15 protein-coding genes are annotated in these 19,063 nt (G+C 61.6%); 11 read left to right on the forward strand and 4 right to left on the reverse strand.

The window, feature by feature from the left end; all coding sequences use genetic code 11:
* Positions 1 to 158 precede the first annotated feature (158 nt).
* The 4 genes from hutU (at position 159) to MHY24_RS01190 (ending at position 6,283) form a co-directional block, all read left to right on the forward strand.
* Positions 159 to 1,835, forward strand: coding sequence for a urocanate hydratase (gene hutU, locus MHY24_RS01175; protein WP_239228061.1), 1,677 nt, complete (start codon positions 159 to 161; stop codon positions 1,833 to 1,835).
* On the forward strand, positions 1,836 to 3,005 hold the full coding sequence (gene hutI, locus MHY24_RS01180) for an imidazolonepropionase (protein WP_239228062.1): 1,170 nt from the start codon (positions 1,836 to 1,838) through the stop codon (positions 3,003 to 3,005).
* 43 nt (positions 3,006 to 3,048) lie between these two features.
* Positions 3,049 to 4,908, forward strand: coding sequence for a DEAD/DEAH box helicase (locus tag MHY24_RS01185; RefSeq protein ID WP_239228063.1), 1,860 nt, complete (start codon positions 3,049 to 3,051; stop codon positions 4,906 to 4,908).
* Between the two features lie 148 nt (positions 4,909 to 5,056).
* Positions 5,057 to 6,283 (forward strand): HNH endonuclease signature motif containing protein, encoded by a 1,227-nt coding sequence (locus tag MHY24_RS01190; RefSeq protein WP_239228064.1) that lies wholly within the window; start codon positions 5,057 to 5,059, stop codon positions 6,281 to 6,283.
* A 20-nt stretch (positions 6,284 to 6,303) separates the two neighbouring features.
* On the opposite strand, the gene MHY24_RS01195 is transcribed toward MHY24_RS01190, so the two are convergent.
* The 3 genes from MHY24_RS01195 to putP are packed head-to-tail and all read right to left on the reverse strand — an operon-like array spanning position 6,304 to position 8,979.
* A complete protein-coding gene (locus MHY24_RS01195; RefSeq protein ID WP_239191570.1) occupies positions 6,304 to 6,753 on the reverse strand; it encodes a DUF2269 domain-containing protein in 450 nt (149 codons plus the stop codon).
* A 44-nt stretch (positions 6,754 to 6,797) separates the two neighbouring features.
* Positions 6,798 to 7,376 carry an HNH endonuclease family protein gene (locus tag MHY24_RS01200; protein WP_239228065.1) on the reverse strand — a complete coding sequence of 193 codons (579 nt, stop codon included), beginning with the start codon at positions 7,374 to 7,376 and terminating at the stop codon, positions 6,798 to 6,800.
* Positions 7,377 to 7,413: 37 nt separating this feature from the next.
* Positions 7,414 to 8,979, reverse strand: coding sequence for a sodium/proline symporter PutP (gene putP / locus MHY24_RS01205; RefSeq protein ID WP_204609485.1), 1,566 nt, complete (start codon positions 8,977 to 8,979; stop codon positions 7,414 to 7,416).
* A 166-nt stretch (positions 8,980 to 9,145) separates the two neighbouring features.
* On the opposite strand from putP, the gene MHY24_RS01210 reads away from it, so the two are divergent.
* The 7 genes from MHY24_RS01210 to MHY24_RS01240 all read left to right on the forward strand — a co-directional run bounded on the left by MHY24_RS01210 (position 9,146) and on the right by MHY24_RS01240 (position 17,837).
* Positions 9,146 to 12,181 (forward strand): DEAD/DEAH box helicase, encoded by a 3,036-nt coding sequence (locus MHY24_RS01210; protein WP_239228066.1) that lies wholly within the window; start codon positions 9,146 to 9,148, stop codon positions 12,179 to 12,181.
* A gap of 3 nt (positions 12,182 to 12,184) precedes the next feature.
* Positions 12,185 to 13,006, forward strand: coding sequence for an SWIM zinc finger family protein (locus MHY24_RS01215; protein ID WP_200435167.1), 822 nt, complete (start codon positions 12,185 to 12,187; stop codon positions 13,004 to 13,006).
* Complete coding sequence (locus MHY24_RS01220) at positions 13,006 to 14,124, forward strand: exonuclease SbcCD subunit D (protein ID WP_239228067.1); 1,119 nt, start codon at positions 13,006 to 13,008, stop codon at positions 14,122 to 14,124. The genes MHY24_RS01215 and MHY24_RS01220 overlap by 1 nt, the downstream gene beginning before the upstream one ends.
* The gene (locus MHY24_RS01225; protein ID WP_239228068.1) at positions 14,124 to 16,709 is read left to right on the forward strand and encodes an AAA family ATPase; all 2,586 of its coding nucleotides are present in this window, start codon (positions 14,124 to 14,126) and stop codon (positions 16,707 to 16,709) included. Before MHY24_RS01220 ends, MHY24_RS01225 begins: the two co-directional genes overlap by 1 nt.
* A gap of 4 nt (positions 16,710 to 16,713) precedes the next feature.
* A complete protein-coding gene (locus MHY24_RS01230) occupies positions 16,714 to 17,220 on the forward strand; it encodes a MarR family winged helix-turn-helix transcriptional regulator (RefSeq protein WP_239228069.1) in 507 nt (168 codons plus the stop codon).
* A 5-nt stretch (positions 17,221 to 17,225) separates the two neighbouring features.
* Positions 17,226 to 17,525 carry a molecular chaperone GrpE gene (locus tag MHY24_RS01235; RefSeq protein WP_239228070.1) on the forward strand — a complete coding sequence of 100 codons (300 nt, stop codon included), beginning with the start codon at positions 17,226 to 17,228 and terminating at the stop codon, positions 17,523 to 17,525.
* A gap of 108 nt (positions 17,526 to 17,633) precedes the next feature.
* Positions 17,634 to 17,837 carry a hypothetical protein gene (locus MHY24_RS01240; protein WP_005323426.1) on the forward strand — a complete coding sequence of 68 codons (204 nt, stop codon included), beginning with the start codon at positions 17,634 to 17,636 and terminating at the stop codon, positions 17,835 to 17,837.
* Between the two features lie 56 nt (positions 17,838 to 17,893).
* On the opposite strand, the gene MHY24_RS01245 is transcribed toward MHY24_RS01240, so the two are convergent.
* On the reverse strand, positions 17,894 to 19,060 hold the full coding sequence (locus tag MHY24_RS01245) for an ABC transporter permease (RefSeq protein WP_239228071.1): 1,167 nt from the start codon (positions 19,058 to 19,060) through the stop codon (positions 17,894 to 17,896).
* Positions 19,061 to 19,063 lie beyond the last annotated feature (3 nt).

Here is a 19,063-nt window from a genome sequence, read left to right on the forward strand (position 1 = left end):
TCATATACGAGACAGTTCGGGTTTGTGTGGCATGGTGCACAGAGCTGCATCACAGTACCTTGTGACATGTGACGCTGAACAAGTCCCCGGGGACAGCCCCGGGACACCGGCCTAGGGGGCTTGGGAAGGCGTCAGAAAAGCACGACGAAAGGAAGCCCATGTCTCAACCACGCGAAGTACGCGCGCCGCGCGGAACCGAACTGTCCGCCAAGTCCTGGCAGACCGAAGCGCCCCTGCGCATGCTCATGAATAACCTCGACCCCGAGGTTGCAGAGCGCCCCGAGGACCTCGTGGTCTACGGCGGCACTGGCCGTGCAGCGCGCAGCTGGGAAGCCTTTGACGCCATCGTAGAATCCCTCAAAGACCTCGAGTCCGATGAGACGCTGCTGGTGCAGTCCGGCAAGCCGGTGGGCATCTGGAAGACCAACGAGTGGGCACCGCGTGTACTTATTGCTAACTCCAACCTCGTAGGAGACTGGGCTAACTGGGAGCACTTCCGCAAGCTCGAGGACGAGGGCCTGATGATGTACGGCCAGATGACGGCCGGCTCCTGGATCTACATCGCCACCCAAGGCATCCTGCAGGGCACCTTCGAGACCTTCGCGGCCGTGGCTAAGAAGCGCTTTGGCGGCAGCCTGGCCGGCACCTTCACCCTGACCGGTGGCTGCGGTGGCATGGGCGGCGCACAGCCGCTGTCTGTCACCCTCAACGGCGGCGCCTGCCTCATCGTGGATGTGGACGAGACTCGTCTCAAGCGCCGCCAGCACAAGCGCTACCTGGACGAGGTTGTCACCGACCTTGACGAGGCCCTCAAGCTGGTCCTGGATGCCAAGGAGAACAAGAAGGCCCTGTCCGTCGGCCTCGTGGGCAACGCCGCCGAGGTATTCCCAGAGGTCCTGCGCCGCCAGCGCGCCGGGGAATTTACCGTAGACATCGTCACGGACCAGACCTCCGCGCATGACCCGCTGTCCTACCTGCCTTCTGAAATCACTATGGAAGACTGGCACAACGAGGCCAAGGCGGATCCGACCACCTTTACCAAGAAGGCTCGCGAGTCCATGGCTGCCCAGGTCCAGGCTATGGTCGAGTTCCAGGATGAGGGTGCCGAGGTCTTTGACTACGGCAACTCCATCCGCGATGAGGCCCGCAAGGCCGGCTACCAGCGCGCCTTCGAGTTCCCGGGCTTCGTTCCGGCCTATATTCGCCCGCTCTTCTGCGAGGGCCTGGGCCCCTTCCGCTGGGCCGCGCTCTCCGGAGACCCAGAGGACATCAAGGTCACCGACCAAGCACTCAAGGAGCTCTTCCCGGACAACGAGCACCTGCACAACTGGCTCGACGCCGCCGAAGAATACGTCGAGTTCGAGGGCCTGCCAGCACGCATTTGCTGGCTGGGCTACAACGAGCGCCACAAGGCCGGCCTGCTCTTCAACGACCTGGTGCGCGAGGGCAAGATCAAGGCGCCGATCGTCATCGGCCGTGACCACCTGGATTCTGGCTCCGTGGCCTCCCCGTACCGCGAAACCGAGGCCATGCTCGATGGCACCGATGCCGTGGCTGACTGGCCGCTGCTCAATGCCATGACCGCCGTATCTTCCGGCGCTACCTGGGTTTCCCTCCATCACGGCGGTGGCGTGGGCATGGGCCGCTCCATCCACGCAGGCCAGGTCACCGTTGCAGACGGCACCGAGCTCGCCGCGGCCAAGCTGCGCGCGGTGCTCACCAATGATCCGGGCATGGGCGTTATCCGCCACGTCGATTCCGGCTACACTCGCGCGAAGGAGGTCGCCGACGAGCGCGGCGTCCGCATTCCGATGGAATTCAAGGCAAGGGACTAGATGAGCACACTTTTTACCGGCATTTCAGAACTCCGTACGGTCAGCGAGCGTGGCACGCTTAACGACGCCGCCATTATCGCCCAATCCGGCACCATCGCCTGGGTCGGCCCAGCCTCCGAGGCACCGGCCGCCGACGAGAAGGTGGACTTAGGCGGCCGCGCCGTCCTGCCCGGCTGGGTAGATTCGCACACCCACATGGTCTTCGACGGTGATCGCTCCGCCGAATTCGAGGCCCGCATCTCCGGCGGTTCCTATGAAGCAGGCGGCATTGCCGTGACCATGGACGCCACCCGCCAGGCCGGCACCGACCGCCTGGACCAGCTGGTGGCGGACCGCGTGGCCGCCGGCCGCCGCGGTGGCACCACCACCTTCGAGACCAAGACCGGCTACGGCCTCAATACCGAGTCCGAGGTGGAGGCCGCCAAGGTAGCCTCCCGCCACGTCGATGACGTGACCTTCTTGGGCGCGCACCTGGTTCCGCCGGGAGCGGACGCGGAGGAGTACCTCGACGAGGTCGTTGGCCCCATGCTCGAAGGCGTTGCTCCCTACGTGCAGTGGATCGACGTCTTCTGCGAGCGCGGCGCCTTCAACGAGGAACAATCCCGCCGCGTGCTGGAGGCCGGTAAGAAGTTGGGCCTCGGCCTGCGCGTGCACGGCAATCAGCTGGGCGAGGGGCCGGGCGTGGCCCTGGCCGTGGAGCTGGGCGCCGCCTCGGTAGACCACGTCAATCACCTAACCGACGAGGACGTCGAGCTGCTAGCCAATTCCGATACCGTGGCCACCATGCTGCCGGCGTGCGACCTGTCCACCCGCGAGCCGCTTGCTCCGGGCCGCACGCTTCTCGACGCCGGCGCTACCCTCGCCATCGCCTCCAACCTCAACCCCGGCACGTCTTATACCTCCTCGATGAACTACTGCGTGACCACCGCGGTCCTGCAGCAGCACCTCTCCGTCGATGAGGCCATCCACGCCGCCACCACCGGCGGAGCGACCGCCCTGCGCCGCCACAACGTTGGCAATGGCCTCGACCCGCAGGGCCGCCCTGCGAAGGGCACCATTGTGGAGGGCGCCGCAGCGGACCTGCACGTGCTCGACGCCCCCAGCGCCGTGCACTTGGCCTACCGTCCGGGCATGCCGCTGAGCTACCGCACTTTCGTCGCGGGCGCTTAGGATATGGAGTTTGGGGCGGCAATCGCGTAGGGTTGGTGAAGCAATGAGCATTACCGATAACGCCACCGGCGGCGTCAACGAGCCGGAAGATTTTAATAAGTCGGAATCTCAGGACAACTCGCAAGGTGTCACCAAGGACACCAGGGCTGCGAATACTTCTGAGGACACCGGCGCTGAGTCCCAAGATTCAGCCAACGACAACTCCCAGGGGTTCGCGCATCTTGGCCTGCCAGAGAAAATTCTGGAGGCCGTTGCGAAAGTAGGCTTCACCAAGCCGTCCCCCATTCAGGAAGAAACCATCCCGATCTTGATGGAAGGCCGCGACGTTGTCGGCCTTGCCCAGACCGGTACCGGCAAGACCGCAGCCTTTGCGCTGCCGGTTCTGTCACAGATTGACACCAAGGCCCGCCATCCGCAGGCCCTCGTGCTCGCTCCCACCCGCGAGCTGGCGCTGCAGGTGGCGGACTCCTTCCAATCCTTCGCCGAGTCTCTCAAGGGCGTCGAGGTGCTGCCTATCTACGGTGGCCAAGCCTATGGCATTCAGCTATCCGGTCTGCGCCGCGGTGCGCAGGTCATCGTGGGTACCCCGGGTCGCGTCATCGACCACCTGGAGAAGGGCTCGCTGGACCTGTCCCAGCTGCAGTTCCTCGTCCTCGATGAGGCCGATGAGATGCTGAACATGGGCTTCCAGGAAGACGTCGAGCGCATCCTGGAGGACACCCCGGACCGCAAGCAGGTGGCGCTTTTCTCGGCCACCATGCCGAACGCTATCCGGCGCCTTTCTAAGCAGTACCTCGACAACCCCGCCGAGGTCACGGTGAAGTCCGAGCGCCGCACCAATGACAACATCACGCAGCGCTTCCTCCTCATTCCGCACCGCGCAAAGATGGATGCCTTCACCCGCATCCTTGAGGTCATCAATTACGACGCCATCATCGTCTTCTGCCGCACCAAGCACGAGACCGAAGAGGTGGCCGAGACCCTGCGTGACCGCGGCTTCAGCGCCGCCGCCATCAACGGCGATATTGCGCAGGCGCAGCGTGAGCGCACCGTCGATCAGCTCAAGGATGGCCGCCTAGACATCCTCGTGGCTACCGACGTCGCCGCCCGCGGCCTCGACGTCGAGCGCATCACGCACGTGGTCAACTTCGATATCCCGAACGATACCGAGTCCTACGTCCACCGCATCGGCCGCACCGGCCGCGCTGGACGCTCCGGCGAAGCCATCCTGTTCGTCACCCCGCGCGAGCGCCGCATGCTGCGCTCCATCGAGCGCGTGACCAACGCCCGCTTGGAAGAGATGGAACTGCCGTCCGTCGATGAGGTCAATGAAAAGCGCAAGGAAAAGTTCGCGCAGTCCATTACCAACTCCATGGACAATAAGCAGGCGGACTTCTTCCGCACCTTGGTGCGCAAGTACTCCGAGGACAATAACGCGCCCATGGATGACATCGCCGCAGCCCTCGCCGTCATGCTGCAGGGTGGCAAGAACTTCCTGATGGAAGACAAGCCGCTGCCCAAGCCGAAGCGCGACCGCGACCGCCGCGACGATCGCAAGCGCGATTTCAAGGGTGGCGGTAAGGGCCGCAGCCCAAAGCGGCCGGACGGAGACTTTGAGACGTACCGATTGGACGTCGGCAAGCGGCAAAATGTGCGCCCAGGAGCCATCGTGGGTGCTATTGCTAACGAGGGTGGCCTGTCTGCCAAGGACTTCGGCCGCATCACCATCGCGGTGGGCCATACCCTGGTTGACCTGCCAAAGAACCTCGACCCAGCAGTGCTGGACCGCCTGAAAGATACCCGCATTTCCGGCCAGCTGATCAAGATTCAAAAGGACACCGGCCGCCCACCTCGCCGTGACCACGGCGGTGGACGCAAGCGCGGTGGACGCTGGCGCGACTAGCATTTTCGACTCGATGGGCCTCTTTGGAGGCCCATTTTTTCGTGCCATTTGACCTGCGGTTTTACTATAAACGGGGGTAGTGTGTCGGAGGGGTTTTGTATACTGAAAGCGCAAACATGTTCTAGAGAAACTTCTGCGGGGGAAGTCCATGAATGCGCCCTACTTTGCCAATACCAATCCAGCAAATTCCACCTCACAAGCAGCAACAGACATTCGCAAGGCCGAATACCTCCTTTGGAAACGCCTGCATCCAGACCCGGATGACGATATCGAAATAATTAGCCAATCACTGTCGGATCTCACCGGAACGCGGCAGTCCCGAATTAGAAATATTATTTTCGCCTTTGAGCGATTGCAGGAGCTGCCGCGCCTTAAAGCCCGGCAGGAAGAGCACTACCACTTAGATTTAGACCGCTTAATTACTATTGACCAGACGCTGTCCAAGTTGGGCGAGATTGACACCGAAAAACGCCTGCTTATCGACGCCGAATTAACCACCTACCTCACCCCCAAACGCCCCAACCAAAAATTACCGTCCCATCGCAACCTGCGGCGAAAGCTGCGGGAGCTTATTGTCCGCCTTGATCCGACCATCGCCGCACGCGACCCGCGGCGCAAGGAGTCCTATCACCTCGAGCCTACGGGCGGGGAGTGGGCCGCAGTGTGCCTCGACGTGGGCCTAGAGACTGCCGAAATCATCGACCGAAATATTCGCGGTGTGGCCACGGAGAAGGACATTTCCTTGGCTCAGGCTGCGGTCGAGTTGCTCACCGGTGAGGCCGAAGCCAAGGCGAAGGTGGTGCTCAATATGTACCGCTGCGATCTGCCGGATGCTCCTGCTTTCGTCCAAAACCTGGGTTGGGTTTCGCCTGAGGTGGCCGATGACATGCAATCGCGGGCCACGACCGTGCGCGACATGGAGAAGGCGGCAGAAGATGAAAGCGGAAACTACGTCACGCCGCCGCATATCCGCGCCTTTGTGGAAGGGCTCGATGGAACCTGCAGGTGGCCCGGATGTACGCGGCCGGCGATGGCTTCCCAGATGGACCATCGGCATGATTTCGCTGACGGAGGACCTACTTCGGCGGCAAACTTGACCTGCCTGTGTCAACATCACCACAACATCAAGACTGATGGGCGAGCGTTTTATATCAAGGACCCGATTAGCGGGGACGTCGTCTGGCTCTTTGAGGATTCGACTTGGGTCTATGACGAAGCCAGCGGGCCGCTCGCGCCGAAGAATCGGAGGTGGGCGCAGACAGTGGCACAGGCGACGCGGCGGCGTCGAGAAAATGCGCACGAAGATGCGCAAAAGCTGAAGGAAGAGCTAGAAAACGAGAAAAGGGACAGTGAAGACACTGTCCCAGAGGAGTAAATGGCTTTTTAGAAGGCCACTTAGAAGTGGACGTACATCAGGATGAGGCAGATGATCCACAGAAGGTTGAATACGCCGCCGAATGCGGACAGTGGCTTCTTAGCTGCCGCGTAGTCGAAGGATTCAGTCGATTCGAGGGCGGCCATCGCCTTCTTCTGCTTTGGCAGAATGACGAAGAAGAGCAGGCACCATGCGATGATGGCAACCAAGATGGCGATGTGGAAGTTCACTTCGGACTTGTAAGCGCTGATATCGGAAAGGAATACGCCGAGGCCGAGGATAGGCACGATGGCAGAGATGTAGCCGTAGGTATTGGTGATGTTGTGCAGGACGCGAGCGGAGCCGAGCGCCGCGTGGTCACCCTGTGCTGCCTTGACCATTTGGGTCTGGAAGCTAGAGGTGGATACGCATACTGGGCCGATCAAGAGAATGGCTGCGGCCACGTGGAGGAATACAAGGAAAGAAGTCATTGAAAGAACCCTTCAATCGCGGAAAGTTGCCACGTCAACCCTAATCAATTTCCGGTGAGTACGGCTAACCGACATTGCCTTTGCATCACCCGCACGTCCTTGGAAGGCAGGGGAAGGGAGTACTTTCGGGCTATGTCAGCAAGGCGGCGGGAATAGTCGCAGCGGTTGGCGGGAGGTAGCCATTCCGCGGGAAGGGCGTCTGACTTTTCTTGGTTGAGCTCACGGCTGGTGGCTACGAGATTGAGCGGGTCGTTGCCAAAGCGGACCTTGGTTTCGCGGTCCCACTCGGAAGCGCCCATGTCATAGGCCGCGGAGAGGGGAAAGATGTGGTCGATCTCAATGGGCGAGGTAGCGGGAATGGTGGTGTCACTATAGGGGTCATAAAGGGTCCCGCTGCGGGCGTGGCAGGAGTGGAGGGGATCGCTGGATTGGCTTTCTAGAATGACCTCGCGGGTGGTGCAGGCGCCGTGGGGCTGCCAGATGCCGAAGTCTTCACGGTTGTAGCCGGCGGCTTCGGGGCGGGAGGGGAGCGTGGTGACGTCAAAACGCGGAAAAGGCCACGCATACCATGCACCGATGAGGACGGTGATGCATGATAGTGCGGCCAGGTAATAGGACTTCATGTCCTATTGGACTGCGAGGAGTCCGCGTTGGTTCCGACTACTTATCGGTGACCTTTTCTGCGGCTTCCTCGAAGTCGAGGTTGGAGTCATTTTCCACGAGCTTGGCCAGCTTGGTGGACTCTTCGAATTCGGCAACAACCTCTGGCTTAGGCTCCTTCGTGAGCTTGGAGACAATAACCGCCACGATGAGGGCCAGGAAGAAGCCTGGGACGATTTCGTAGAGGACGTCGGAAAGCGGAGACATGCCCCAGCCAATAGCAACGATTGCACCGGTAAGCATGCCGGCAATGGCACCGGCGGAGTTGAGGCGCTTCCAGTACAGGGAGAGCAAGATGATCGGGCCGAAGGCAGAACCAAAGCCTGCCCAAGCGAAGCCAACCAGACCCAAAATGGAGTCAGATGGGTTGATTGCCAGCAGGGCGGCGATGACCGCGATGGCGACGATGGCGGTGCGGGAGAGATTGATGAGGACCTGCTCGCTGGGCTTCTTCTTAGCAAAGATGAGGAAGAGGTCCTCGATGAGGGAAGTAGAGACGACGAGCATTTGGGACGACATGGTGGACATGATGGCGGCCAGAACCGCGGTCAGGACGAAGCCTGCGGGCAGTGGGTGCATCATGGCCTGCGCCATATCCAGGAAGATGGTTTCGAAGTTCTCCTGGTCGGTGATGCTGTGGCCGGTCTGGGTGAAGTAGACGGTGCCAGAGAGAGCGACGAAGATAGCGCCGATAACGGACAGACCCATCCAGGTAACGCCGTAGAAGCGGCCCTGGCGGGCGTCGGAAGGCTTACGCAGCGCCATGAAGCGGACCACGATGTGTGGCTGGCCAAAGTAGCCCAGGCCCCAGGCCAGGTTGCCGATGATGACGCCAGCGGAAACGCCCGCGAACATGGAGAAGTAGTTGTCATTTTCCACTACGCCATCGGTGCCGTAGGCATTATTGCTTGCGAAAGAGAAGATGGAAGCAGGATCGCTGAGAGAGACGATTGCCATAATTGGCACGATCATCAAGGCGACGAACATGAGCACGCCCTGGACGACGTCCGTGTAGGACACAGCCAAGAATCCGCCGACGAAGGTGTAGAAGATGGTCACCGCGGCGATAACAAGCATGCCGGTGAGGTAGTCGCCACCGAAGGTGGACTCGAAGTAGCGGCCGCCGGAGACCATGCCGGAGGAGACGTAGAAGGTAAAGAAGAAGATGATGATGGCTGCGGAGATGATGCGCAGCAGGCGGGACTTATCGTGCAGGCGGTTTTCAAAGAAGGACGGCACGGTAATGGAGTTGGCCGCGATCTCCGAGTAGGAGCGCAGGCGCGGTGCGACCCACTTCCAGTTTGCCCAGCAGCCGACGAGCAGGCCGATGGCCATCCATAGCTCGGACATGCCGGAGAGGAAGAGCGCGCCAGGCAGGCCCATGAGCAGCCAGCCGGACATGTCGGAAGCGCCTGCGGAGAGGGCCGCTACGAATGGGTGCAGACCACGGCCGCCCAAAACATAATCGTCATATTGATCGGTTTGCTTGTAGCTCCAATAGCCAATGGCTGCCATTGCGAGGAGATACACGATCATCGCAATGACGTACCAAGTTGAATCTTGCACGTTTTACTCCTTGTAGGTGTGTGATGACATTCTCACGTTAACGGGGTCACAAGGTTAACCCAAGCGAAAATACAGGTGTGGCGCAGATCTCCGTTTCGATTTTCTGTCGTTCAACTGGGAAAAGGACGGAACATAACGAGCGTGTAACAAAATCAAATGGGCTGCTATGCTGGCGGCTATGGCTTCTTACCTAGTGCATGGACTGTGGCTCCCCGTTACGGGACTAGGTCTATGGATTGAACAGGTAGAAGGGCACAAGATCGTCATGCCCAATGCCGTTCCTGAGGGCACCTTCCCGCCAGCGGTGGAGTCCATCCTGGCGAAGAAATCCTTCCGCAACCGAGCGCGGGTATCGCTGCGTACGCCAAAGGGCAAGGATGTCTCCCTGATGGTGCCCATGGCGATGTTCGGCCCCGAAGAGGCCGTGGCGGCGCTCGCCCAAATGGAGCACCTGAACCACAAGCCGCCCGCCACCATCGCCCCCGACCTTCAGTGGCTGATTCATGCCTACAGCGGCCTGTGCAAGTTCGTGCGCGCCGGGCGCGTGACCTTCCGGCTGGCTTACCAAGCCAATGAGTGGTTCCCCATGTGGCAGCTGGCCTCCGGCCTGGGCGAGCGCGGCTGGCTCGCGGAGATGATGGCGGCCGCGCCGGGCATTTTGCACGTGAATAATCGGGCGCTCTCGGATGACATGGCCGATGAGCTCACCCACTGGATTGCCTTTCGCGAGCTGCGGCCCGTGGCGGAGGCGCCGCGGCCGATGCCATGGCACGAGTTCGCCCGCGCCCTGCTCGATACGCGGCCAATCCGGCGGGGACGCTCGCAGCTGCTGCGCGGGCTCAATGAGTGGAAGAATTCCATCTACGAGGTTGAGCTCCAGCTGGTCTACATCGTGGAGGAGCCGCTTGACGTTGACCCGGATACGGCCAAGTGGCCAGTGCGCGTGCGGGTGCGCTCGGGCACGGATTCTCCGCGGCCGGTGTCGGCGCAGAGTTTGGATAGAGCGAGTGTGGAAAAGCTGCGCGAAGCTCACCGCAAAGCCGTGCGCATCGCACCCACGCTGGGGGAGACCGCGCAGCTGCCACAGCCTGGCGACGGCGACTGGGACGTCTACCTAGAAACCCACCAGCTCACCCATTTTATTACCCACGAGGTGGATAAGCTCAAGGCCAGCGGCGTGACCGTCATGCTGCCCAAAGCATGGGCGCAGATGGAGACTAAGGCCAAGCTGGAAACCCACGAGGCCCGCGATCCGGCCGAGGCCGCCACGAAGAAACACATCGGCATGAATAAGCTCGTGGACTATAACTGGCGCATGTCCGTGGGCGATGTGGAGCTGACCGAGGAAGAGATGGAGGACCTGGTCAATTCCAAGTCCGGCCTCATCCAGCTGCGCGGCAAGTGGGTCATGGCCGATAAGCAGGTCGTCTCCCAAGTCTCCGGCTACATGGACGCGCTGCGGGAGAAGGCCATCGCGCGCAAGAAAAAGGAGCTCGAGCAGCTAGCAGCCTCCGCAGAGATGGCTAAGCAGCTCGACCAGCCAGGGTGGGAAGCTCTGATGGCGGACGTGGAGCGCCGCCGCCAAGAATTCAACGAGGGCGGCGAGGAGCACGAGCAGGTCACCGTGGCCGAACTGCGCGAGCTGGCGCTAGAGTCCATGACCCAAGAGCCCATCGAGTTCACCGGCAGCACCTGGCACACTGCGCTGCTCGGCGGGGTGGATAAGGTTGCCCCGGAGCGCGTGGAGATTCCCGCCTCCGTCCATGCGGAGTTGCGCGAGTACCAGCGCCGCGGCGTCGACTGGCTGTATTGGATGTCGCGCAGTGGCATTGGGGCAGTGCTTGCCGACGACATGGGTCTCGGCAAAACCCTTCAACTACTGTCCCTCCTCGCGGTAGAGAAAGACCGCGGTGAGCAGACCGGTCCCACGCTCGTGGTGGCACCAACGTCCGTGGTAGGCAACTGGGCCCGCGAGGCCCAGCGCTTCGTCCCAGACTTCAAGGTCATGGTGCAGCACGGTCCCAGCCGCCCGCGCGGTGAGGACTTTGCCCAGGCTGCCGCCAAATCCGACCTCGTCATCACCACCTACGGCACCGTGGGCCGCGATTTTAATGACATGGGCGAGGTGGGCTGGCAGCGCGTTGTCCTCGATGAGGCCCAGGCCATCAAGAATTCCGCGACGCGCTCGTCCAAGGCCGTGCGCTCGCTGCCCTCAGAGCACCGCGTAGCACTGACCGGCACCCCGGTGGAAAATCGACTCTCCGAGATGCGCTCCATCCTGGATTTTTGCAATCCCGGCGTGCTGGGCACCGCCTCGTTCTTCCGCAATCACTTTGCCAAGGCCATCGAGCGCAATAATGACGAGGAGATGTCCGAGCGCCTCCGCCAACTCACCGCGCCGTTTATCCTCCGCCGCGTCAAGACGGACCCGAATATCATCGATGACCTGCCAGAAAAGTCCGAGCAGATCCTCACCGTATCCATGACCACCGAGCAGGCCGCCTTATATAAGGCACTGGTCAACCAGGTGAAGAAGGACCTGCAGGAGGCTACGGGCATCAATAAGCGCGGTTTGGTGTTGGCCTCGCTGACCCGCATCAAGCAGATTTGTAATCACCCGGCGCACTACTTGGGCGATAACTCGCCGGTGACGTTGAAAGGCAAGCACCGCTCCGGCAAGGTCAAGAAGCTCATGCGCATCGTGGACGAGGCCACCGAATCCGGCGAGCGACTCCTCGTCTTTACCCAGTACAAGGCCTTTGGAGATATCCTGCAGCCCTATCTGAGTGACCAGCTGGGCCGCGATATCCCCTTCCTCCACGGCGGAGTAACCAAGAATAAGCGCGACCAGATGGTGGAAGATTTCCAGTCCGAGGACGGACCGCCGGCGATGATCCTTTCGCTCAAAGCCGGCGGCACCGGTCTGAACCTGACGGCCGCCTCTATCGTCGTGCACATGGACCGCTGGTGGAATCCGGCGGTGGAAAACCAGGCGACGGACCGTGCCTTCCGCATTGGCCAGCGCCGCAATGTGCAGGTGTATAAGATGATCACCGCAGGTACGCTGGAGGAATCCATCCAGGATATCTTGGACGGTAAGACGCAGCTGGCCGGCGCCGTGGTGGGCGAAGGCGAGGGCTGGCTCACCGAGCTGGACCCAGATCAGTTGGCCGCACTCATGAGCTACCGGGGGAGGGAGTAATCCATGGCCGTTAAAGGCGACGACAACGTCATCTATGCCAATTTTGGCACCCGCAAACGAGTAAGCACCCCGGCCGAGGTCAATCACGTAGACCGCAGCGGGCGCATCCTGTCCACTACGGCTTCGCGGATTGCGGCCTTTACCTCGCATGGTGCGGATCGCGGCCGGATTACCCGCGGCCGCCAGTATGCCGAAGGCGGACACGTCGTGGGCCTCGAGGTGCGCAACGGCGCCATCCACGGGCGCGTGGCAGGCTCCCAGAACGAGCCCTTTGCGGTGCTCATCCAGCTGCCGTACCGCAATAACGACGATATTGCCCAGCTGGCCACCGAGTTCGCCCGCACCCCCAATTCCGTGGCCAATGCGCGCAAGGGCCTGCTTTCCGACGCCGCCCTAGACACCCTCTTCGCCCCCGAGGCCGAAGACCTGCGCCTGACCTGTGACTGCCCCGATGGCGAGTACGTATGCAAGCACATTGTGGCGGTGGGCGATAAGCTCGCCACCCGCGCCGATGCGGACCCAGCCGTCATCTTTAATATGCGTGGACTGGACTTTGCCCGGCTCGAGCGCATGGTCTTAGAGCAGGCCAAGGCGGTCAGCCGCGAAAGCTTTACCCCGAGCGACCTGTCCGAGGAAGAAAAGAATGACATCTTCTGGAACGGGCGCGAGCTGCCGAAGCTGCCGCAGCCCAAGGTCGCCCCGGCCATCGATGACTCCGATCCGGATCTGCTGCGCAAGGCCATGCGTTCGGTTTCGCATACCAACCTGGATCTCCTGCGTGCGGTATCCGATATTGAAGACCTCTACTACCACCTCTCGCACTAATGACTGCTACCACGTTTATCCATACCTCCGATTTTCAGCTGGGCATGACCCGTTGGTTCTTGAAGGGCGAGGCCCAAGGCCGGTTTAACGATGACCGCGAGGCTGCCATCGTGCGGCTAGGCGAGCTGGCTGAGGAAACCGGCGCGGAGTTCATCGTCGTGGCCGGCGACGTCTTTGAGCACAATGCTCTCTCGCGCGACATCCTTGCCCGCGCCACGGAGATGTTTAAGCTCCTGCCGGTGCCGGTTTATGTCCTGCCGGGAAACCACGATCCGCTGGTGGCTGATTCGGTCTTTTATAAGACCAGCGCGGAGAATGTCCACGTCATCGCAGACTCAGAGCCCATCGAGGTCGCGCCCGGCGTGGAGTTGGTCGGTGCGCCGTACCTGTCCAAGCGCGCGAATCACGACTTGGTCCGCCAAGCGCTCGAACCGTTGGAGCCGGCCGAGGGCATTCGCATCGCCGTTGGTCACGGCCAGGTGGATTCCCGCTCTGGCGAGGATGACGCCGATACTATTGACCTTGCCTTCGTCGAGGATAGCCTGGACCGCGGGGTGATCGACTACCTGGCGCTGGGCGATACCCACTCCACCGCCAGCCTCGGCACCACCGGCCGGGTGTGGTTCTCCGGCAGCCCGGAAACCACGGACTATAAGGAAACGAGCACCGGTGGCGGCGAGGCCGATTCCGGCAATGCGTTGGTGGTGCGCGTGGGGGATGAGGTGGACGTCGACAAGCGCCGCATCGGCCGCTGGACCTTTGAAGCCATTGATGCCGCCGTGGATTCCGCCGAGGACGTGGAGCGCTTCCTCGCGCGCCTGGGCGAGTACACGGATAAGGTACGCACGGCCGTGAAATATAGCCTGCGCGGCACGCTCGGCGTCGAGGCCCACGCCCGCCTGCAGCGCGGCCTGGACGAGTACGAGGCCGTGTTTGCCTCCCTGCGCCCGCGCGAGCGCACCATGGACCTTTACTTGGAACCCAGCGAGGAGGAATTAGCCAGCCTCGATATCTCCGGCTACGCGGCCGAAGCGCTGCATGAACTGCTAGATAACCGCGAGGATCCAGTCGTCCGCGACGCCGCCAACCTGCTATTCCGCCTGGAGGGACAGTCCTAATGCGCATACACCGCCTAGAACTTAACAACGTCCGCGGCATTGAGCACCTGGTCCTCGATGAACTGCCCGAGACCGGCGTCGTGGTCATCCATGGCGAGAACGAGGCCGGCAAGTCCACCATCGTGGAGGCACTCGACGTGGTGCTCACCGAAAAGCACAGCGGCCGCTCCAAGCGCATTCGCTCCCTGCAACCGGTGGGCAAGGACGTTGCCCCGGAAGTAACGGCCGAGCTAAGCGTGGGGGAGTACCGCTTCCGCATTGCCAAGCGTTGGCTATCCAAGAAGTCCTGCGAACTGAATATTTCTTCCCCACGGCCGGCGCAGTTTACCGGCAGCCAGGCCGACGATGAGCTGGAGCGTATCCTTTCGGAGCATTTGGATCGCTCGCTTGTCGACGCCCTCTTTATGCGCCAAGACGACACCGGCGAGGCCATCTCTGCCGTCGGCATTCCTAGCCTGACCCGCGCGCTCGAGCGCGAATCCGGCCTGGCCGAGGACGAGGTCTCCGGCGACGATTCCGCGTTGCTCGCTCGCGTGGACAAGGAATACCAGCGCTACTTCACCGCGGCGAAAGGTAACCCGGCCGGCGAGTACAAGGACGCCGTCGCAGCCCTAGCCCGCGCCGAAGAGGAATACACAGAAGCCACCCGCGTCCTGCGCGAGCTCGATTCCGTGGTCGAGCGCTACGAGCAACTCGAGCGCGACCAAGCCGCCGCTGAAGCAGAGCTCCCCGCCGCCCGCGCCGATCTCACCGACAAACAGGCGCAGGCCGAGGAAGCCGCCACCGCGCAGGCCACCCTGGACTCCCATAAGGCCACCCTCGCTCGTGCTTTAGAAGACCTTGCCCGTGCGCAAGCCGCGGTCACCGAGCGTGCCGAGCTCGTCACCGCGGCCGAAGAAGCTGCCGTGGCCACCGAGGCCGCCCAGCATAAGCTCTCCGCCGCGCAAGACAAGGCGAAGGAAGAAGCCGCGGCCAAAGAATTGCTGGAGAAGCAACTGGCAGAGGCCAAAGCGGACTATGCCGCGGCCCGCACCACTCTCAAACAGGCACGTCGCCTGCAGGATAAGCAGAAGTTCGAGCAGCTCAGCGCCCGGCTGGAATCGCTCGACGGCCTAGCCGTCGAGGTAGACCAGGCACGTGCGGTCATCGCCCAGCGCGGCCGCGAGGTGACCGCGGCCGATATCACCGGCCTGCATAAGGCAGACTCAGCGCTGTCGGTGGCCGAGCGCCTGCACGAGGCCGCGGCCGCCAAGGTGTATTTTTCCGGACCTGCTGGCTCCACCATCCGCGTCGATGGCGAGGACATCGAGGTGGGGGAGGACACGGCCGTCGAGCTTGTCGATTCCCGCGTAATCACCATCGGCGATATCACCGCCCGCTTCTCGGCCGGTTCCTATTCCGCGGAGGACACCCAGCGCGATGTGGAACAGGCCCGCACGCGGTTGCAAGAACTGCTCGATACCCTGGGCGTGGGTTCAGTAGCTGCGGCCGAAGAAGCCCATGAGACGCACCGTGCGCAGAACGACGACCTCGATGCCGCCACCCGCGCCCTTGCCGCGGAACTGGGACCGGATGATTTGGGCGAGCTGCGCGCCCAGCATGCTGCGCTGGCTGAGAAGATCGCGGACCTTGCGGACGGGGAGGAGCTAGACCTCGCCGCCGCCGAAGCCGCGGAGGAAGATGCGAGCGAAAAGGTCGATGCGCTCGACCGCGAACTCGTGCCGTACCGCGAAAGCCGCCTGGCCCATGAGGCTGTGCGCCTCGATGCCGAACTTGCTGCGGCCCGCGAAAACGCGCAGCGCGTGACTCGAGACCTTTCCTCCGCGCGTGAACGCGCCGCCGACGAGGACCTGCGTGCCGAGGTCACCCGCCTAGAAAGTGTCGTGGGAGACCTGCGCGGGCAGCTGGATCAGATGGAAGCTGTAGACCTTGAGACCGCCAACTCCTTGGTAGAAGGCGCGCAGTCCCACCTGGATTACCTCACCGACCGTATCCAACGCTGCGAGGTAGACCTCGGCCGGCTTTCCAGCGAGGTGAATTTCCACTCCGGTGCCGCCGAGCGCGCCCAACAGGCCACCGCGGCGGTGGAGATGGCTCGGGCGGTATATGAGAGTGTGGACAAGCGTGCGCAAGCCGCTCGCTATCTGCGAGAACTTTTGCTCAAGCACCGCGACGCCGCCCGCCAGCGCTACGCCGCGCCCTTCGTGGCTGCACTGTCGCGGCTGGCCCGCACCGTGTACGGCGGCGACATCACTTTCGAGCTCGATGACGACCTCCGCGTGACCACCCGCACCCAGGACAATGAGACGGTGAGCCTAGCGAGCTTGTCCGGTGGTGCCCGAGAGCAGCTGGCCATCCTCACCCGCTTTGCCATCGCGCAATTGGTGGGGCCGGAGTCGGTTCCCGTCATTGTGGATGACGCGTTGGGCTCTACCGATGCACACCGCCTGCAACTTATGGCCACGCTCTTTTCCCACGTGGGCCGAGACAACCAGGTATTGGTCTTTACCTGCATGCCGGAGCGCTACTCCCGCGTGCCGGGACGCAGTGAGCGCGACATAGCCGCGCTCAAAGGGGTAATCTAGTGCCATGCCTTATCAAACTCGCTGGTTAGACGACGAAGAGCAGGAGCTATGGCGCCTGCTCCTTGGCGCCGTGCGCAAGATCGATAGGGGAATGGAGGAAACGCTCAAGGCCGGCGGCGAGGTATCTGCCTCCGAGTTCGCCGTCCTCGTCGCCCTGTCCGAGGCACCGGAACAACGCCTGCGCCTGCACGAACTGTGCACGCAGCTGGAGTGGGACCGCTCCCGCGCCTCCCACCAAGTAACCAGGATGGAAAAGCGCGGCCTGCTCACCAAGGAACCAGACGAGGAGGATGCTCGCGGCATCAACGTGTGCGTGACTCATGTTGGCTTAGAACACCTGCGGCGTGCCGCTCCTGAACACGTGGAATCCGTGCGCCGCATGGTCTTTGACCATCTTCAACCCGAGGACGTACCGGCGCTGCGGCGCTTTTTCACCGGAGTTCTTCAGGTCAATAACATCCCGGGCTATGAGGGGTACGTGCCAGATTCGCTACTACACGGAAAGGATTAAGCTCCATGATGGGACAAGAGCTCTTTGAGCACCCGAAGAAGCAATATAAGACCTACGGGATCACCGCGTTGGAGGAGCTTAGCCCGCGCATCGGCGATCCAGAGGTGCACTTGGACAACGCCGCCAGCGAGGACCAGGTTGCCGCCATGGAGGAGGCACTAGAGGCCTACCCAGATTCCGCTCTCACCTATGACCAAGACACCGAGCTGTGGATCGTCGGCGCAGAAGAGGACATTGAGCGCATGCTTGGAGACCGCGAGTCCTTCGTAGAGGCGCTGCTCAATGATGAGGACCCAGGAATTTAATTGCCGAATTTTGGTGTCAATCAAAAGTGCGAGGAATGCGGCCTTGTGGGCACTTAACTGTTAAGATATCCGTAGTTAATCCTCGGTGGATCGAAAGGTTTTATCATTATGAACGAGCGTGAGGCTCAGGAACAGCGCGAAGCGGCAGCTCGCGATAAGAGCAAGGGCTGGGTTTCCGTCTTTGTGCAGTGGATCCCGAACATGCTGCTGGCACTGGTAATGGTTGCTGCCATGTTCTTCGGTATGTACTACATCGAGCACGGCACCTTGGACATCACCCAGCCGATCACCAACGAGTTCATTACTCAGTAGCTTCGGCACATAGAAGAATCCGGCTCCCGCACAATCGGCGGGGAGCCGGATTATTTTTATTTGCCCAAGGCTTGGCGCCAGGTCATTTTGCGTCCATTGTTCAAAATGGCGCGGCGGTAGATGCGGCCAACGATGACGATAATAAGTGCCGTGACCAAGGCCATGAGCAGGTAGCTAGCGGCAAGTCCCAGCCAGCTGAGGTTGCCCCCGGCCACCTGCATAGGGGCGACCAGCATGGATACCGGCGGCAGCCAGGTCATGACCTGCATCCATGTGGCATCTAGGTGCATCCAGCCGAACATCGGTACATACATGGTGGCAAAGACGAGGAACAGGATAGGTGCCTGCGTGGATTGGAGATCCTCGGTGCGCTGCACCATCGAGCCGGCTGCAGCGTAGAGGCTGCCAAAGAAGAGCAGGCCTAGAATCTCGCCAACAAGGAGGACGGCTACCAAGCCGTAGTCCAGCTCGATGTCACTAGCCAGTCCGGTGACAGCTAGGGAGATGGCACCGCCGCCTAAAATGAGCAGCGTGGCCAGGAATCCGACGATGGTATTGCCCAGAATCTTGCCGGCCAAAAAGTCCACCGGACGCACGGAAGACAAGATAATTTCCACCACTCGGGACGACTTTTCCTCCGTGACGCGGCCGCCAATGAGGCCGGCGAAGGTCATGACGGAAAAGACGACCACCATTGCGCCAATGAGGACCGTGGCTACGCCGGCCATCTTTTGTTCCGTGCCGTCCTCTTCTTCTAAGTTCACCTGGTTGACTGTGGTGGATGGGGTAGCGTCTGCTAAATCCTGTGGGTCGATATTGAGCTTATCCAGCGCCGTTGCTTGTGCTTGAGAAGCAACGATTTGGTTGACGGTGGTGGTGACCGCGGCAGGCGTATCGCTCTTGCTGAGGAGATCCCAGCCGTCATCCTCTGCCGGCACTAAGGCGGCATCGGCGTCTTCATTCTCTACCATCTGCTGGGCTTCTGCGCGGTCTTTCGCCGCGGTGGCATCGATGCCGGAATCATCAAAGGCAGACGCTTCCATCCCCACGACGGCTACGGAATCTGGTTCGTCATCGCCGCTGAAGAAATTGATAGCGATAGGGGCGATAATGGCACCGAGGATGAGCAGCAGCATGGTGCCCACCACCATCTTCGACTTTAGTGCGACTGCCATCTCACGCCTGGCGACAACCCCGATGGTCTTCATTGCGGAATACTGCATGGC

The sequence above is a fragment of the Corynebacterium sp. ACRPQ genome, from assembly GCF_022347225.1.
Classification (GTDB): Bacteria; Actinomycetota; Actinomycetes; order Mycobacteriales; family Mycobacteriaceae; genus Corynebacterium; species Corynebacterium tuberculostearicum_D.

Excerpts from the sequence above, each read along its gene's own strand:
- MHY24_RS01210 (WP_239228066.1), top strand. The coding sequence starts at position 9,146 with ATGCTGGCGGCTATGGCTTCTTACCTAGTGCATGGACTGTGGCTCCCC.
- MHY24_RS01195 (WP_239191570.1), bottom strand. The coding sequence starts at position 6,753 with ATGACTTCTTTCCTTGTATTCCTCCACGTGGCCGCAGCCATTCTCTTG.
- MHY24_RS01225 (WP_239228068.1), top strand. The coding sequence starts at position 14,124 with ATGCGCATACACCGCCTAGAACTTAACAACGTCCGCGGCATTGAGCAC.
- MHY24_RS01200 (WP_239228065.1), bottom strand. The coding sequence starts at position 7,376 with ATGAAGTCCTATTACCTGGCCGCACTATCATGCATCACCGTCCTCATC.
- MHY24_RS01220 (WP_239228067.1), top strand. The coding sequence starts at position 13,006 with ATGACTGCTACCACGTTTATCCATACCTCCGATTTTCAGCTGGGCATG.
- hutU (WP_239228061.1), top strand. The coding sequence starts at position 159 with ATGTCTCAACCACGCGAAGTACGCGCGCCGCGCGGAACCGAACTGTCC.
- MHY24_RS01240 (WP_005323426.1), top strand. The coding sequence starts at position 17,634 with ATGAACGAGCGTGAGGCTCAGGAACAGCGCGAAGCGGCAGCTCGCGAT.
- MHY24_RS01190 (WP_239228064.1), top strand. The coding sequence starts at position 5,057 with ATGAATGCGCCCTACTTTGCCAATACCAATCCAGCAAATTCCACCTCA.
- MHY24_RS01230 (WP_239228069.1), top strand. The coding sequence starts at position 16,714 with ATGCCTTATCAAACTCGCTGGTTAGACGACGAAGAGCAGGAGCTATGG.
- MHY24_RS01215 (WP_200435167.1), top strand. The coding sequence starts at position 12,185 with ATGGCCGTTAAAGGCGACGACAACGTCATCTATGCCAATTTTGGCACC.
- MHY24_RS01245 (WP_239228071.1), bottom strand. The coding sequence starts at position 19,060 with ATGCAGTATTCCGCAATGAAGACCATCGGGGTTGTCGCCAGGCGTGAG.
- hutI (WP_239228062.1), top strand. The coding sequence starts at position 1,836 with ATGAGCACACTTTTTACCGGCATTTCAGAACTCCGTACGGTCAGCGAG.
- MHY24_RS01185 (WP_239228063.1), top strand. The coding sequence starts at position 3,049 with ATGAGCATTACCGATAACGCCACCGGCGGCGTCAACGAGCCGGAAGAT.
- MHY24_RS01235 (WP_239228070.1), top strand. The coding sequence starts at position 17,226 with ATGATGGGACAAGAGCTCTTTGAGCACCCGAAGAAGCAATATAAGACC.